Origin of the sequence: Massilia sp. HP4 (assembly GCF_005222695.1) — a bacterium.
Taxonomy (GTDB): domain Bacteria; phylum Pseudomonadota; class Gammaproteobacteria; order Burkholderiales; family Burkholderiaceae_D; genus Telluria.
Map to the genome: position 1 here is coordinate 1 of NZ_STGG01000054.1, position 16098 is coordinate 16098.

General features: G+C 64.1%; 11 protein-coding genes and 1 pseudogene. 1 reads left to right on the forward strand and 11 read right to left on the reverse strand.

The window, feature by feature from the left end; all coding sequences use genetic code 11:
- From nhaA to E8M83_RS20620, 11 genes are all read right to left on the reverse strand, one after another.
- Nucleotides 1-1214, reverse strand: a 1214-nt coding sequence (gene nhaA / locus E8M83_RS20570; RefSeq protein WP_137175222.1) for a Na+/H+ antiporter NhaA, incomplete at its 3' end; no start/stop codon positions are given.
- Between the two features lie 312 nt (nucleotides 1215-1526).
- Nucleotides 1527-3362 (reverse strand): translational GTPase TypA, encoded by a 1836-nt coding sequence (gene typA / locus E8M83_RS20575; protein ID WP_137175223.1) that lies wholly within the window; start codon nucleotides 3360-3362, stop codon nucleotides 1527-1529.
- Between the two features lie 229 nt (nucleotides 3363-3591).
- Complete coding sequence (truB, locus tag E8M83_RS20580; RefSeq protein ID WP_137175224.1) at nucleotides 3592-4518, reverse strand: tRNA pseudouridine(55) synthase TruB; 927 nt, start codon at nucleotides 4516-4518, stop codon at nucleotides 3592-3594.
- On the reverse strand, nucleotides 4515-4952 hold the full coding sequence (gene rbfA, locus E8M83_RS20585) for a 30S ribosome-binding factor RbfA (protein ID WP_137175225.1): 438 nt from the start codon (nucleotides 4950-4952) through the stop codon (nucleotides 4515-4517). The genes truB and rbfA overlap by 4 nt, the downstream gene beginning before the upstream one ends.
- 115 nt (nucleotides 4953-5067) lie before the next feature.
- The gene (gene infB, locus E8M83_RS20590; protein WP_137175226.1) at nucleotides 5068-7902 is read right to left on the reverse strand and encodes a translation initiation factor IF-2; all 2835 of its coding nucleotides are present in this window, start codon (nucleotides 7900-7902) and stop codon (nucleotides 5068-5070) included.
- Nucleotides 7903-7946: 44 nt separating this feature from the next.
- Nucleotides 7947-9512, reverse strand: a complete 1566-nt coding sequence (gene nusA / locus E8M83_RS20595) for a transcription termination factor NusA (protein ID WP_137175227.1) — start codon at nucleotides 9510-9512, stop codon at nucleotides 7947-7949.
- Nucleotides 9509-9997 (reverse strand): ribosome maturation factor RimP, encoded by a 489-nt coding sequence (gene rimP, locus E8M83_RS20600; RefSeq protein WP_137175228.1) that lies wholly within the window; start codon nucleotides 9995-9997, stop codon nucleotides 9509-9511. The genes nusA and rimP overlap by 4 nt, the downstream gene beginning before the upstream one ends.
- A 314-nt stretch (nucleotides 9998-10311) precedes the next feature.
- On the reverse strand, nucleotides 10312-12267 hold the full coding sequence (gene rluB, locus E8M83_RS20605) for a 23S rRNA pseudouridine(2605) synthase RluB (RefSeq protein ID WP_137175229.1): 1956 nt from the start codon (nucleotides 12265-12267) through the stop codon (nucleotides 10312-10314).
- Complete coding sequence (gene scpB / locus E8M83_RS20610) at nucleotides 12254-12994, reverse strand: SMC-Scp complex subunit ScpB (RefSeq protein ID WP_137175230.1); 741 nt, start codon at nucleotides 12992-12994, stop codon at nucleotides 12254-12256. Before scpB ends, rluB begins: the two co-directional genes overlap by 14 nt.
- Nucleotides 12995-13390: 396 nt before the next feature.
- Nucleotides 13391-14404 (reverse strand): glucokinase, encoded by a 1014-nt coding sequence (locus E8M83_RS20615; RefSeq protein WP_137175231.1) that lies wholly within the window; start codon nucleotides 14402-14404, stop codon nucleotides 13391-13393.
- Between the two features lie 172 nt (nucleotides 14405-14576).
- Nucleotides 14577-15527: a VTT domain-containing protein gene (locus E8M83_RS20620; RefSeq protein WP_137175232.1), complete on the reverse strand. Its 951-nt coding sequence runs from the start codon at nucleotides 15525-15527 to the stop codon at nucleotides 14577-14579.
- Nucleotides 15528-15680: 153 nt separating this feature from the next.
- Here E8M83_RS20620 and E8M83_RS20625 point away from each other — a divergent pair.
- Nucleotides 15681-16098, forward strand: a pseudogene (locus E8M83_RS20625) (IS1595 family transposase); the annotation flags it as partial.

The window sequence follows — 16098 nt, forward strand, 5'->3', positions numbered from 1 at the left end:
GCCGGGTTTGGCAGGCCGTCATCGAAATCCATGGTATCCGGATCGGTATCGCCTTCCGCTGGCGCACCGAACAGCTTGAGCCAGGTGAAACCGAGGATGCCGGCTAACAAGGAAGCCGTCAGGATCGCCATCTTCGAGGCGTTGATCACCTCGGCATGACCAGCGAAGGCCAGGTTGGTGATGAAGATCGACATCGTGAAGCCGATCCCGCCCAGCAGGCCGGCGCCCAGCACGTGGCGCCAGGCCAGGTCCAGCGGCAGGCGGCACAGGCCGATGGCGACCGCGGCGAAGGTGAACATGAAGATGCCGACCGGCTTGCCGGCCACCAGGCCAAGCAGGATGCCCAGGCTGTTCGGCGCCATCAGTTCGGCGGCCCAGCCGGCGCCGATCACGATGCCGGTATTGGCCAGCGCGAAGACCGGCAGGATCAGGAAGGCGACCGGCTTGTGCAGCACGTGCTCCATGCGGTGCGCGGGCGACACGCCGTCGTCCTGCTGGTGCGAGTAAGGAATGGTGAAGGCCAGCAGCACCCCGGCGATGGTGGCGTGCACGCCCGACTTGAGCATCAGGAACCACATCAGGGCGCCGCCCAGCAGGTAGGGCCACAGCACGACCACGCGCAGGCCGCGGTTGAGCACCAGCAAACCGACGAACATGGCCAGCGCGCCGGCCAGGTAGACCAGCGACAGTTGCGCCGTATAGAAGATGGCGATGACGATGATCGCGCCGAGGTCGTCCATGACCGCCAGCGCGGTCAGGAATATCTTGAGCGAGGCCGGCACCCGGCTGCCCAGCAGGGCCAGCACGCCCAGCGCGAAGGCGATGTCGGTGGCCATCGGAATGCCCATGCCGGGCTGGGTCGGCGTGCCGCCGTTGAGCGAGAAGTGAACCAGCGCCGGCACCACGATGCCGCCGAGAGCGGCAATGATGGGCAGCAAGGCGTTGCGCAGGTCGGATAGTTCGCCATTGCGCAGTTCGCGCTGCAGTTCTAGTCCGATCAGCAGGAAGAAGACCGCCATCAGCAAGTCGTTGACCCACAGCTCGACACTCAGGCCGCCCAGCACGATCTGCCAGAAGGCAAGATAGGACGGGCCCCAGGCCGAGTTCGCGACCAGCAGCGAAGCAATCGTGCAGAGGATCAGGATGACACCGCCGGCCTTGCCGGAGGCGGCGAATTCTTTGAACGTGTCGGAAAGGCGCTTTTCAATGCGCATCGAGAATCTCCATAATTGATGATGTAGCATGGGACAGCCCGGTCGCGTGGCGGCGCACGGCCGGGTGCGGCCGGCACAGGGGGAGCGCGCGTGGTGGAGGGGTGGCGGTAAATAGTTTGTCGCAGGCAGCAACGCAGGTGTGGTGCATGAGGGTCGCAAGAAGGCCGGCGTGGCGGCCCGACCAGCGCAAATCCTGTCGCGCCTGGCGGCGCGATCACCCTTGTCAGATTATAACGCACACCCAAAAAAAATCCCGCTGCGAACAGCGGGATTTTCTTCGTCCGGGACGGCGCACCGTCCCGGCATGATGGATTACGCGCCTTCGCGGCTGGCCTTCTTGCGCTCGTGCTCTTTCAGGTAGCGCTTGCGCAGGCGGATCGATTTCGGGGTGATCTCGACCAGTTCGTCGTCCTCGATGAATTCGACGGCGTATTCCAGCGACATCTGGATTGGCGGCACCAGGCGCACGGCTTCGTCGGTACCCGACGAACGCACGTTGGTCAGCTGCTTGCCCTTGATCGGGTTGACGACCAGGTCGTTGTCGCGCGAGTGGATGCCGATGATCATGCCTTCGTACACTGGATCGTTGTGCGACACGAACATGCGGCCGCGGTCTTGCAGCTTCCAGATCGCGTAGGCGACGGCGGCGCCGTCGTCCTGCGAGATCAGCACGCCGTTACGACGGCCAGCCATTTCGCCACGGCTGTTGTCGACCGGTGCGTATTCGTGGAACACGTGGCTCATCAGGCCGGTGCCGCGGGTCAGGGTCATGAATTCGCCCTGGAAACCGATCAGGCCACGGGCCGGGATCAGGTATTCCAGACGCACGCGACCTTTACCGTCGGATTCCATGTTCTGCAGGTCGCCGCGACGACGGCCCAGCTCTTCCATCACGCCACCCTGGTTGACTTCTTCGACGTCGACCGACAGGTTTTCAAACGGCTCATGGCGCACGCCATCGACCATCTTGAAGACCACGCGCGGACGCGACACGGCCAGTTCGAAGCCTTCGCGACGCATGTTCTCGATCAGGATCGTCAGGTGCAGCTCACCGCGGCCCGACACTTCGAAGATCGTGTCGTCGTCGGTCGGCGCCACGCGCAGGGCGACGTTGGCTTTCAGTTCGCGGTCGAGGCGGTCACGCAGCTGGCGGCTGGTGACGAACTTGCCTTCGCGGCCGGCCAGCGGCGAGCTGTTGACCATGAAGTTCATGGTCAGGGTAGGCTCGTCGACGGTCAGCATCGGCAGCGCTTCCGGCGTGTCGACGGCGCACACGGTCGAACCGATGCCGATATCTTCGATACCATTGATCAGGCAGATGTCGCCGGCAACAGCCGAGTCGACCAGCACGCGCTCGAGGCCCTTGAAGTTCAGCACCTGGTTGATGCGGCCCTTGATCGGGGTCGAATCAGGGCCGTTCATGATGACGACGTCCTGGCCCGTCTTGACGGTGCCGCGGTTCACGCGGCCAATGCCGATCTTGCCCACGTACGACGAATAGTCGAGCGAGGTGATCTGCATCTGCAGCGGACCTTCCGGATTGTCGTCACGGACCGGCACGTGTTGCAGGATGGCGTCGAACAGCGGCTTCATATCGCCTTCGCGCACGCTTTCATCGAGGCCGGCATAGCCGTTCAGGCCCGAGGCGTAGACGATCGGGAAGTCCAGTTGCTCGTCGTTGGCGCCCAGCTTGTCGAACAGTTCGAAGGTCTGGTTGATGGCCCAGTCGGCGCGTGCGCCCGGACGGTCGACCTTGTTGACGACAACGATAGGTTTCAAACCGAGTGCCAGCGCCTTGCGGGTCACGAAGCGGGTCTGCGGCATTGGGCCTTCTTGCGCATCGACCAGCAGCAGCACCGAGTCGACCATCGACAGCACGCGCTCGACTTCACCGCCGAAGTCGGCGTGGCCTGGGGTGTCGACGATATTGATGTGGGTGCCTTCGTATTCGACGGCGCAGTTCTTCGACAGAATGGTAATGCCGCGCTCTTTCTCGAGATCGTTCGAGTCCATCACGCGGGTATCCACCGCCTGGTTTTCACGGAAGGTGCCGGACTGACGCAGCAGTTGGTCGACGAGCGTGGTCTTGCCGTGGTCAACGTGGGCAATGATTGCGATATTACGAATCGCGCGTTTGGTGTTTGACATGATTTTTGAGAAGTAGCGTGGAGTACAGGATGTACTGGAACTGCAAGTCCGATGCTGCCGCTGACTGAGAAACAGATTTCGGAAACCGACTAGTATAGCATGGGAAGTCTCCCAAGCTGAATCTTGCGCGGGAAAGACACGAATTTCCGATGAAAAGCCAGTGCCTTGCCACCGCAGCAGCTTAGCCGCCGCCGATGACAGGCGCGTGACATGCACTCAAGCAAAGGATTCAGGCCGGCGCCGCGGTCGAGATCAGGCGCTCAGGCGCCAGGATCGCATACTCGCCCAACTGGCCGGTGCCGAGCAGGCGGCCGTCGTGATAGATGCGCACCCTGCCCTGCTGTTCTGGCACAGCAATGTCTTCCTTGCCCAGCGCCAGGCGCTGGCCCTGCAGGAAACGCCGCGCCAGCTCGGCCGTGAGTTCGAGCGACGGGAAGGTCGACAGCAGCGCATCGACCGGCCGCAGGAGCGACAGCGGATCGGGATGGGCCAGCAACTCGTCGAGCGTGATCATGCCGGTCACGTCCAGCGCGCCGACCTCGATCCGGCGCAGCGCGTTCAGGTGCGCGCCGCAGCCGAGCGCGGCGCCGATGTCTTCGCCCAGCACGCGCACATACGTGCCCTTGCTGCAGGTGACGCGGATCTTCAGGAATGGCGCCTGGTAATCGATCAGCGACAGCGCGTGGATCGTCACCGGCCGCGCCTCGCGCTCCAGCACGATGCCTTCGCGCGCATATTCATACAGCGCCTTGCCATCGCGCTTGAGCGCCGAATACATCGGCGGCACCTGCTCGATGGGACCGCGAAAGCGCGCCAGCGCCGCCTCGATCTGCTCCACGCTGACATCGACCGGCAAGGTCGCGATTGCCTCGCCCTCGGTGTCGCCGGTAGTCGTCATGATGCCCAGGTGGACCGTGGCCTCATAGGTCTTGTCGGCCTCGAGCAGGTCTTGCGAGAACTTGGTCGCTTCGCCGAAGCACAGCGGCAGCAAGCCGGTGGCGAACGGGTCGAGCGTACCGGTGTGGCCGGCCTTCTTGGCGTTGAGCACGCGCTTGGCGCGGATCAATGCGTCGTTCGACGACAGGCCGACCGGCTTGTCGAGCAACAGCACGCCGTCTACAAGATCGCGCGGCTTTCGTGCGGGACGTCCGTTCACTCTTTGTCCGCCGCGTCCGTTGGCGACTCGGCGTTCGCATCTGGCTGCGACTCCGGATCGTCCTTGGCGCGCGTCGCGTTGGCCTGGTCGATCAGGGCCGACATCGCCAGGCCGCGCACGGTCGAGGTGTCGTGCAAGAAGTGCAGCGAGGGCAGCGTATGGATGTGCAGGCGCTTGCCCAGCATATTGCGCAGGTAGCCGGACGCCTTGTTCAAGCCTTCCAATGTCTGGCGCACTTCTTCCGCGCTGTCTTTCAACAGGGTGAAATAGATCTTGGCGTGGGCGTAGTCCGGGGTCAGCTGGACTTCGCTGATGGTGACCATGCCGACGCGCGGATCCTTCAGTTCGAAGGCGATGAGTTCCGACAGATCCTTCTGGATCTGGTCGGCCACGCGCAGACCGCGCTGTGGAATGCTTTTACTGTGTTTAGCCATGATGGTTGCTGCTGTTGGTTCTTGATTAGACGTGCTGGGCCAAGGTAAAAGGGCCAGGCCCTCCACGGCATTGCCGCGAAGCGTCCTGGCCCCCATGGTACGCCAACGGCGTGGCTTACAGCGTACGCGCCACTTCGGTGACTTCGAACACTTCCAGGACGTCGCCGACCTGGATTTCGTTGTTGCCCTTCAGCGACAGGCCGCACTCGAGACCGGCGCGTACTTCCTTCGCGTCGTCCTTGAAGCGCTTGAGCGAATCGATCTCGCCGGTCCAGATCACGATGTTGTTGCGCAGCAGGCGGACCGAGGAGGAACGCTTGACCACGCCATCGGTGACCAGGCAGCCCGCGATCGCGCCGACTTTCGAGACCAGGATGACCTGGCGAATCTCGACCTGGCCGGTGATGGTCTCGCGCTTTTCTGGCGCCAGCATGCCCGACAGTGCAGTCTTGATCTCGTCGATCGCATCGTAAATGATGCTGTAGTAACGGATGTCGACACCGTTGGCTTCGGCCAGCTTGCGCGCCTGGGCATCGGCACGGGCGTTGAAGCCGATGATGACTGCCTTCGACGCGGTCGCCAGGTTGACGTCCGATTCGGTGATGCCGCCGACCGCTGCGTGCACGATCTGCACCCGCACTTCGGAAGTCGACAGCTTCTGCAGCGAACCGACCAGCGCCTCTTGCGAACCTTGCACGTCGGTCTTGACGATCAGCGGCAGGTTCTTCACCTCGCCCTCGGCCATCTGCTCGAACATGTTTTCCAGCTTCGCTGCCTGCTGCTTGGCCAGCTTCACGTCACGGAATTTACCTTGACGGAACAGGGCGATTTCACGTGCCTTGCGCTCGTCGGCCATGACCATGACTTCTTCGCCGGCGCTCGGCACTTCGGTCAGGCCCTGGATCTCGACCGGGATCGACGGACCAGCCGAGGCAATGGTCTTGCCGTTTTCGTCCAGCATCGCACGAACACGACCGAACGAGGAACCGGCCAGCACGACGTCGCCGCGCTTCAGGGTACCCGACTGCACCAGGATCGTCGCGACCGGGCCGCGGCCCTTGTCCAGGCGAGCCTCGACCACCAGGCCACGGGCCGGGGCTTCGGTCGGCGCCTTCAGTTCCAGCACTTCGGCCTGCAGCAGCACTTGCTCCAGCAGATCGTCGATACCGGTGCCGACCTTGGCCGACACTGGCACGAATGGCGACTCGCCACCGTATTCTTCAGGCACCACGCCTTCGGCGACCAGTTCTTGCGTCACGCGGTCGGCGTTGGCGCCCTGCTTGTCGATCTTGTTGATCGCCACGACCAGCGGCACACCAGCGGCTTTTGCGTGAGCAATTGCCTCTTTGGTTTGCGGCATCACACCGTCGTCCGCCGCCACCACCAGGATGACGATGTCGGTTGCCTTGGCGCCACGGGCACGCATCGCGGTGAACGCCTCGTGACCCGGGGTATCCAGGAAGGTGATCATGCCGCGTGGGGTGTCCACGTGGTAGGCGCCGATGTGCTGGGTAATCCCGCCGGCTTCGCCCGACGCAACCTTGGCGCGACGGATGTAGTCCAGCAGCGAGGTCTTGCCATGGTCGACGTGACCCATGACGGTGACCACCGGTGCGCGCGAGGTCGATTCGTACTCGGTATGTTCGCCCTGGTCGGCCAGCAGTGCCTCTGGATCGTCCTCGGCGGCAGCGAAGGCCTTGTGGCCCATCTCTTCCACCAGGATCATCGCCGTCTCTTGATCCAGCACCTGGTTGATGGTGCACATCTGGCCCAGCTTCATCAGCTGCTTGATGACCTCGGATGCCTTGACCGACATCTTGTGCGCCAGTTCGGCCACGGTAATGGTTTCCGGAACGTGGACGTCCTTCACAATCGCCTCGGTAGGCGCCTGGAAGTTCGATTCACGATCGTCGCCATGACCGCGACGGCCGCCACGGCCACCGCTGCGCCAGCCGTCACGGCCACCGCTGCCACCGGCAGGCGCGCCACGGGTTTTCAGGCCGGTGCCACCACGTTTCTTGTCATCGGACCAGGTCGACGACACATTGGCCGACTTGATCGACTTCTTGTCGCCCGGCTTCTTGGCGTCGTCTTTCTTGACTTCGCCCGGCTTTTTATCGGCAGGCTTGTGCAGCGTACCGGCCGGCGCGGCCGGCGCCGCTGGCTTGGCAACCGGTTCCGGCGCCTTGATGACGCGGCGCGGCTGGCTCATCATGAGCTTGATCTGCGCCACTTCGTCGGCCACGGCCTTGCGTGCGCGCTCGGTGGCGGCAGCGCGTTCAGCGGCTTCCTTGGCGACGGCTTCTTTCGCAGCCTTGGCGTCGTCGGCAGCTTTCTTGGCGGCCTCGTCGGCGCCAGCAGCCGCTTCCTTGCCTGCCGCGGCTTCCTTGGCGGCAGCGGCGACAGCGGCCTTTTCGGCAGCTTCGCGCTTGGCCAGCTCGGCCGCTTCGCGCTTGGCCTGCTCTTCAGCAGCGGCAGCTTGCGCTTTTTCTTCGGCTTCCAGCTTGACCAGACGCTCTTGCTTCTCGCGCAGGTCGGCCTCTTGACGGGCGATCAGCTCGGTCTGACGACGTGCGTCTTCCTCGCGGCGCGCCAGTTCGGCGGCATCGATCACCGGCTCTTCTGGCGCCTTGGTCGTGACCAGGTCATCGCGCTGGACGAAGGTACGCTTCTTGCGAACCTCGACCTGGATGGTGCGCGACTTGCCCGACGAATCAGCTTGCTTGATTTCGCTGGTTTCCTTGCGCGTTACCGTGATCTTTTTCTTCTCGCCGGTATCGGCTGCGCCGTGGGCACGGCGCAGGTGGTTCAGCAGCTTGTCCTTATCATCTTTCGACAAGGGATCTGACGTCGAGCTCTTCTCGACGCCGGCCGAACGCAGCTGGGTCAGCAGCAGGTCTGCAGGCATCTTCAGCTCGGTGGCAAATTGGGCTACGTTGTTACTCGCCATTCAGTCCTCTTTTCTACGTGTCGCGACAGATGATAAAGAAATGTTCAAGCTTTGGCCGTTTCTGCCAGGCTCCAGGCTTTCGCCTGCAGTGCTTTCGCCCGGTCGTCATACTTGCCATCGACCAGTTTCATCTCGTCGTCGGTCACATCATTAAATTCACTCTTGATCAGGTCGCGGGCGCGGTCCGACGACAACGCCAGGATGGCGCCGAATTCGTCATAGGCCAGCGCCGCGAATGCTTCGACCGTCTTGATGCCAGCCAGGCCAAGCTTGCCGGCAACGGTACGGTCCATGCCTTCCAGATTGACCAGAGCTTCTTCCATGCCTTCGAGACCTTCCTCGGAAGCGATCGCTTCGGTCACCAGCGCGTCACGGGCGCGGGTGCGCAGTTCGTTGACGGTGTCCTCATCGAACGATTCAATTTCCAGCATTTCGGAAATTGGCACGTAGGCGATTTCTTCCAGGCTCGAGAAGCCTTCTTCAACCAGGATATCGGCCACTTCCTGGTCGACGTCCAGTTTTTCCATGAACAGCGCGCGGATCGCGGCCGATTCTTGTTCCACCTTGTTCGCCGATTCCTCGGCGGTCATGATGTTGATCTTCCAGCCGGTCAGCTCGGACGCCAGGCGCACGTTCTGGCCCGAACGGCCGATCGCGATGGCCAGGTTTTCTTCGTCCACGACCACGTCCATCGCGTGCTTTTCTTCGTCAACCATGATCGACGAAACATTCGCTGGCGCCAGGGCGCCAATCACGAACTGGGCCGGATCGTCGGACCACAGCACGATGTCCACGCGCTCGCCGCCCAGCTCGCCGGTCACGGCCTGCACGCGCGAACCGCGCATGCCGACGCAGGTACCGATCGGGTCGATGCGCTTGTCGGCCGTGAACACGGCGATCTTGGCGCGCACACCGGCGTCACGGGCTGCCGATTTGATCTGCAGCAGGCCTTGTTCGATCTCTGGGACTTCGAGCTCGAACAGCTTCATGATGAAATCAGGCGCGGTACGCGACAGGATCACCTGCGGGCCACGCATATTGCGGTCCACGCGCAGGATGAAGGCACGCACGCGGTCGCCGATGCGCAGGTTTTCTTTCGGGATCATCTGGTCGCGCGGCAGGCGCGCTTCGATCTTGCCCGACTCGACGATCGCATCGCCGCGTTCCATGCGCTTGATGGTGCCAGTGACCAGCGAATCGCCACGCTCCAGGAAGTCTTGCAGGATCTGCTCGCGCTCGGCATCGCGCACGCGCTGCAGCACGACCTGCTTGGTGTCTTGCGCGAAACGACGGCCGAAATCGACCGACTCAATCGGCTCTTCGATGTATTCGTCGACTTCGATGTCAGGGATTTGTTCCTTGGCTTCGAAATGCAGGATTTCCTGGTCAGGCAGTTGCAGGCCCGCTTCGTCCGGCACCACGTGCCAGCGGCGGAAAGTCTCGAACTCGCCGGTGTCGCGATCGATCGACACGCGAATGTCGACTTCGCCTTCATAGCGCTTCTTCGTGGCCTGTGCCAGCGCGAACTCGAGCGCACCGAAAACGACTTCCTTGTCGACGTTCTTTTCGCGCGCAAGCGCATCCACCAGCAATAAAATTTCGCGACTCATGCTTTGCGACTCCTAAAATCCACCTGTGGCACCAAACGTGCCTTGTCCAATTCGGCCAGCGTAAATTCCATCAACGCCGGGCCATCTTTACTGTCGAATTCCAAACCGACCTTGTCGTTCTCGACGCCGCGCAGGATGCCGGTGAACGTCTTGCGGTGATCGCTACCGGGCACCGCGACGCGCAGCTTGACCGTGCACTCATGGCCGGCGAAGCGCGCAAAATCGGCGAGGGTCCGCACCGGGCGATCGAGGCCCGGCGAGGAAATTTCCAGCCGTTCGTAATCGACGTTTTCCACGGTCAGCACGTGCGACAGCTGGTGACTCACCTTGGCGCAGTCCTCGACCGTGATCGGGCCCTTTTCGTCCGCGTCGGCAGCCGGGAAATCGATATACACACGCAGGATCCCGCGCTCGCCTCGCTCCACATCGACGAGGTCATAGCCGAGTCCACTGACTGTCGTGGCGATTAAGTCAAACTGCTGCACGGCACTTCTCCAGGGCTTTAAAACGATTTACCAAAAAAAAAATGGGCATCTGCCCATCTTTTTGTACTTACAACCCAACCAGATGAAAGCACCTCCGGATCCACGCGCATCACGAGCTAGCGGATATCACGCTGGGGAAGGACTTCGATTAGGCTGCAAATTATACTGCTTTTTCACTTCTCTCGCAATCGCCTACCACAAATGAGCTTCTAAACAACAGTTGGCAGGTTGCTATGGGCTGCGAAATATTTTACGCCGTTCTGCGCGTCCGTGCCGGCCTGTACACGCTTGTCCAGGCCGGTATTAATATGTGCTCAGCCGCGCCGACCGCGGCGTGGCAAGCCGTGCTCCGAGCCGCGCGGGCCCTGGCCGCCGCGACGTCCGCCACCACCATTGCCGGCGAATCCGAAGGTGGTCTGCAGCGGGTCGGGCTGGCGCGGGCGGCTGCTGCCGCCCGCGCCCTTGGCGCCGCCACCCGCAACGCCGCCGGCATTGGCCCCACGGCCTTTACCACCACCCTGGCCACCCTGGCGCCCACCGACTGGCTTGCCGCTCGGCACCGGGCCATTCAGGATGCCCTGGCCGCGGGTGCTGCCGACGCGCGCCACCGGTGGACCGAACGGGTCGACGTTGCGGTTGGCGTCGGCGCGGTCGATGCGGTTGCCGTCGCTGCGGTCGTCGCTACGCTCGGCATTGCGCTCAGGACCACGGTTGCCCGCGAAACGTGCGCCATCCGGACGCGGGCCCTTGCCCTTGTGGCCGCCCTTGACATGCTTCTCGGGCGCGGCGCCCTTCTTCTCGACGCCGAACGCCGTCAGCAGCGCGCGCACATCGTTTTCCTCGAACTCTTCCCAACGGCCACGCTTGAGGCCGCTCGGCAGGGTCATGGCGCCGTAGCGGGTACGGATCAGGCGCGAGACGGTCAGGCCGACCGCTTCGAACATGCGGCGCACTTCGCGGTTGCGGCCTTCGCCGATCACCACGCGGTACCAGCGGTTGATGCCTTCGCCGCCGCCGTTCTGGATCTTCGAGAACGCAGCCTTGCCGTCATCAAGCTCGACGCCGGACAGCAGCTTCTGGCGCATGCCCTCCTCGAGCTCGCCCAGGGTGCGCACCGCGTATTCGCGGTCGATGTTGTAGCGCGGGTGCATCAGCCGGTTGGCCAGGTCGCCCGAGGTCGTAAACAGCAGCAGGCCTTCGGTATTGAAGTCGAGGCGGCCGACGGCCAGCCATTTGCCGGCCTTCATGGTCGGCAGGCGGTCGAACACCGATGGACGGCCTTCCGGGTCGTCGTGGCTGACGATCTCGCCGGCCGGCTTGTGGTAGACCAGTACGCGAGGCGGCTTGCTGCTCACGCGGCGCTGGATCAGCTTGCCGTTGATGCGGACCGCGTCGGTCGGCAGGATGCGCTGGCCGATGTGGGCCGGCTCGCCATTGACCGACACGCGGCCGGCGACGATCAGGTCTTCCATGTCGCGGCGCGAACCCAGGCCGGCCTCGGCCAGCACCTTGTGCAGCTTCGGCGCATCGTCGTCGGCGGTCAGGTCGCGCCGCACCGGCTTGGCCGGGGCATTGCCGCGCGCGCCGTCGTTGGCGTCGAAATCGTCCGACGTGACAAATGAGAACACGTTATCGGCTTCGTTGCCCGATTGCGGCTTGCCGGCAGGCTTGCCCTGCTTGCCGCCGCGGCCGATCTGCTTGGCCGGACGGCCGCCCTCGGTCGGGCGACCGCTTTGCTGGACTGGGCGGCCACTTTGCTGGCCGCGCTTGCCCTGCTTTTGCTGGCCGCGGCCACGCGGCTCTTGCGCACCCTCCGGCGCGGCTTCGGCGCCGGCCTCGGCCACTGGAGCGGCCTGCTCGACGGCGGCCGGTGCGGCCGCCTGCTGCAGCGCTTCGCGCTCGGCGCGCTTTTCGCGCATCTGGCGCGGGCCGCGCGGCTTGCGCGCTTCCTGGGCCGGGGCTGCAGGCTCGGCGACCGGCGCCTCGGCTGCGGGAGCGGCTGCCTGCTCTTCTTTCGCGGCCTTGGTGGCGCGCGGCTTGCGGGCCTTCGGCGCCGCTGCTTCGGCGGCTGGCGCCGCAGGCTCGGCGGCTGCCGGCTCGGCGGCGACAGCGGCCTTGCGGGTGCGCTTCGGCTTGGCCGGCGCTTCGGCCGCTACCGCCTCGGCTGGTGCAGCGTCGGCAACCGCCGCCTTGCGCGTACGCTTCGGCTTGGCTGCTGCCGGTTCGTCCGCATCCACAGGCTTGGTCTCGTTTTGTTCAGTTGGGTTCATCGTTCGTGTCTTTATTGTGCTGACCCGCCTCGGCAATCCCGTCATCAAGCGTGTCGCGGATCGGAACTTCAACGGGTGAAGTCGCTAAATCTATATCGTCGGTGGCCGCAGGGGCGTCCACCTTGTCAAAATTGTCGTTCAATGCCGCCTCGAGGGCTTCCAGGCTACGGCTGTCGGGCCCTTCGGCCAGCGGCTGCAGCGGCGGCAGCTGGGACAGCGAAGCCAGTCCCAGGTCGTCCAGGAACTGGCGCGTGGTGCCCAGCAAGGCCGGCCGCCCTACCACTTCGCGGTGGCCGACGACGTCGATCCAGCCGCGGTCTTCGAGCATCTTGATGGTCTGCGAATTGACCGCCACGCCGCGGATCTCTTCGATGTCGCCGCGCGTGACTGGCTGGCGGTAGGCGATGATCGCCAGCGTTTCCAGGGTCGCCCGCGAATACTTGGGCGGCTTCTCGGGCGACAGCCGGTCGAGATAAGGCTTCATGTCGGGGCGGCTCTGGAACCGCCAGCCCGACGCCAGGCTGACGATCTCGATACCGCGTCCATCCCAGTCCCGGCGCAGTTCTTCCAGCAAGATCTTGATCGTGTCGGCGCCGACGCCGGCGCCGACCGGCCTTCCCTGCGTGTCGACCTCGGCGAAGAGTTTCTTCATGCCATGGATCGACATGGGTTCGCGGGCGCACAGCAAGGCGGTTTCGAGGACGCGCTTGGCCTCGTCAGTATTCATATCGCGATGTCGTCAATCAAACAATTCGGTCAATCGGGGTCGGGACAGCATCGACGCGAGTGGTGCGCATGCCTGCGTGCCATGCGCAGTGCTGTCGCCCTGCGATCTGCTGCCTGAAACCGGAATCCGTGGGCCCGGCGCGCTGGACGCCGGAGCTATTACATGGCGGGCAAGGAACCCACCAGGGGCAACCCGCCTGCGCGACGGGCCGCTTGATCTCTATTAAAGAAACGGGGAACTCGGTCTCTCAGGCACGCCCGCGATCGGGGCGGCGCCGGGGAGCGGCCTGTGCGGCACGCGAGCGGACGACGTCGTTTCTTACAACTGGCGGCCATTGTAACCGATAAAACCCCGCAGCGGACAAGGGGGTGGCGATGGGAAGCGCGCCTATTTGCGTCAGTCGGACAGTTTTTCCGACAAAATCGCCGATACGCCAAGAAATGCGGGGTACTCGGCGGTGATCACATAGGTCGGGACCGCGGCCAGGTAGGCGGCAAAGCGGCCCTTCTGCTCGAAGCGGCGGCGGAACGAGGAACGGTCGAAGCGCTCGCCCAGGCGCGGCACGATGCCGCCGCCGATGTACACGCCGCCCTGGGCGCCGAGGGTCACGGCCAGGTTGCCGGCCACGGTGCCGAGCATGCCGCAGAAGGCTTCCAGCACCTCGTCGCACAGCGCGCATTCGCCACTGAGCGCACGGCGCGAGATCTCGGCCGCGCCCAGGCGCTCGTCGGGACGGCCGGCGCGTTCGGCCAGCGCGCGGTAGATCAGTTCGACGCCGGCGCCGGACAGGAAACGCTCGAACGAGACATGCTCGAGTTCGCGCCAGGCGTATTGCAGGATCGCGATTTCCTGTTCGTTGACGGGGGCGAAGCTGACGTGACCGCCTTCGCTGCGCAAGGCGGTCCAGCTATTTCCGCAAGGGACCAGGCCCGACACGCCCAGGCCGGTGCCGGCGCCCAGCAGGCCCAGCGCCGCGTCCGGCTGCGGCGCGCCGCCGCCGACCTGGCGCTTGTGCTCGCCCAGGTGCGGCAGCGAACGGGCCAGCGCCGAGAAATCATTGACCACCAGCAAGATCTCGAAACCGCACTCCTGGCGCAGCGCCTCGGTGGAAAACTCCCAATGGTGATTGGTCATGCGCACGTAGTCGCCGTTCACCGGATTGGCGATGGCGATCGCGGCGTGGCGAATCGGCTCGGCGCTGATGGCCTTGACCGCCGCGCTGGCCAGGTAGCTGCGCATGGCCTCGCCCAGGGTGGCGTAGTCGGCGCACGGCAGCACCGCGACACCTTCGAGCCGGCCCGGCCCCAGTTCCAGCACGAAGCGGCAATTGGTGCCGCCGATATCGGCAAGCAGGCGGGCGCCGCCGCTGTACGGGCGGTCGGTCGAGGGGCGGGACTGGGAGGCGGTCATTGGGCGAAAATAAGATGAAACTGCCCAAGCTTACTAAATTTTTTGCCCTGAAGACAAGTTATTTTTGTAGTTTAGGTACAGCCATCACAATAATTGTAGACAGAACTGCTTGTCGATGGTCATTGTCGACGTAGTAGAACTACTTTATTGGAGGCAAGAGCTGCGGACCGGATCAGCAGGTCGCCGGGTCGAGCTCGGGGTCGGGGTCGGCGCCGCGCTGGGCATTCCAGGCATCGAGCCCGCCCTTGAGCGGACGGGCGCGGTGGAAACCGTTGGCCATGAACTGGCGCGCCACCTCGGCGGCCGTGACGTCGTCCGGGCAGCTGCAATAGACGACGATGTGGCGATCACGGTCGAGCGAGGCCATCAGGTGCTCGGGCTGGCAGGCGCGGAACACGACGGCGCCCGGGATCGCCGCCTGCATCTGTTGCGCGGTCAGGCTGCGCGCATCGATGATGACCGGTTCGTGGCCGGCGTCGATCAGGGCCAGCAGCTCGTCCATCTCGATGCGCTCGATCGCGCTGCGCGAGCGGTGGCGGCGCCGCTCGGCATACTTGAAGGCGATGAACAGCGCCAGCAGGCCGGCCACGATCGTGAGCGCCGTGCTGCCCATGGTCGAGAGCGTATCGAGCACGCCATCGACGCTGTTGTGGAACCAGACGCCGAGCAGGATGCCGGTGCCGCTCCACAGCGCGGCGCCGGTGACGGCGTACAGCAGGAAGGGGCGCGCGCTGACGCCCATCGCCCCCGACAGCGGGGCCGCGATGGTATTGAAACCGGGCACGAACTTGGAGACCAGCAGCGACTTGACGCCGAATTTGCTGAAGCGGTCCTCGGTCTGGTTGACGCAGGAATCGGGCGACAAGGAAATCTTGCACAGCAGGCGCAGGATGCGCTTGCCATAGAAGCGGCCCGCGCGGAACCAGAAGGCATCGCAGATCAGGCAGGCCAGGATGGCCGCCATCCAGACCAGCTGCCAGCTGACGTCGGCCGTGACCGACAGCGCGCCTGCCACGATCAGGATCGGGTAGGCGGGAATGGGCAGACCGAACTGTTCGACAAGCACGATGCCGAACACGATCAGCACGCCATAGACTTGGATGAGTTCGGCTAGCTGGGGCATATTTGTATATTAGCGCAATTGCGGGTCGGTCACCGGGACCGGCCATCTTTCGTTTGGCATATGCGCAACGGTTGGCGCTGTTCGCGTTAGTTATGCGAACCTTTCCCATGTGCGCCGGTCTCAGCCACTGTCGAGTTAACTCATCAGGTGGCAATGATGCAAGGCTTGGTTTTCGAAGAAGTGTTTGCTGCGCTGACCTCCCTGCAGCTGGACACCGACGACGTGGCCAGGTTGCGCGCCTGGGTCGATGCCATTATCCATCCCGGCGAGTGCCTTCAATTGATTGCCGCGGTGGCCGGTACGCCATGCTGTCCGCATTGCCAGTGCAGCCGCGTCCATCGTTGCGGTTCGGCCAGTGGCCTGCAGCGCTGGCGCTGCCTGGCTTGCCGGCGCAGCTACAATGCACTGACCAACACGCCGCTGGCGCGGCTGCGCAAGAAAGCTGCCTGGCTCCCCTACCTGCAATGCGTCCTTGAGTCACGCACGGTCCGCGCAGCTGCCGAGCTTGTCAGCGTGCACCGCACCACCAGTTTCCGCTGGCGCCACCGTTTCGTTCCCGGGGCCGCCAACA

Bases quoted from the DNA above. Each gene is read 5' to 3' on its own strand.
- E8M83_RS20620 (WP_137175232.1), bottom strand. From the start codon at position 15,527: ATGCCCCAGCTAGCCGAACTCATCCAAGTCTATGGCGTGCTGATCGTG.
- scpB (WP_137175230.1), bottom strand. From the start codon at position 12,994: ATGAATACTGACGAGGCCAAGCGCGTCCTCGAAACCGCCTTGCTGTGC.
- E8M83_RS20615 (WP_137175231.1), bottom strand. From the start codon at position 14,404: ATGACCGCCTCCCAGTCCCGCCCCTCGACCGACCGCCCGTACAGCGGC.
- rluB (WP_137175229.1), bottom strand. From the start codon at position 12,267: ATGAACCCAACTGAACAAAACGAGACCAAGCCTGTGGATGCGGACGAA.
- rbfA (WP_137175225.1), bottom strand. From the start codon at position 4,952: ATGGCTAAACACAGTAAAAGCATTCCACAGCGCGGTCTGCGCGTGGCC.
- typA (WP_137175223.1), bottom strand. From the start codon at position 3,362: ATGTCAAACACCAAACGCGCGATTCGTAATATCGCAATCATTGCCCAC.
- nusA (WP_137175227.1), bottom strand. From the start codon at position 9,512: ATGAGTCGCGAAATTTTATTGCTGGTGGATGCGCTTGCGCGCGAAAAG.
- infB (WP_137175226.1), bottom strand. From the start codon at position 7,902: ATGGCGAGTAACAACGTAGCCCAATTTGCCACCGAGCTGAAGATGCCT.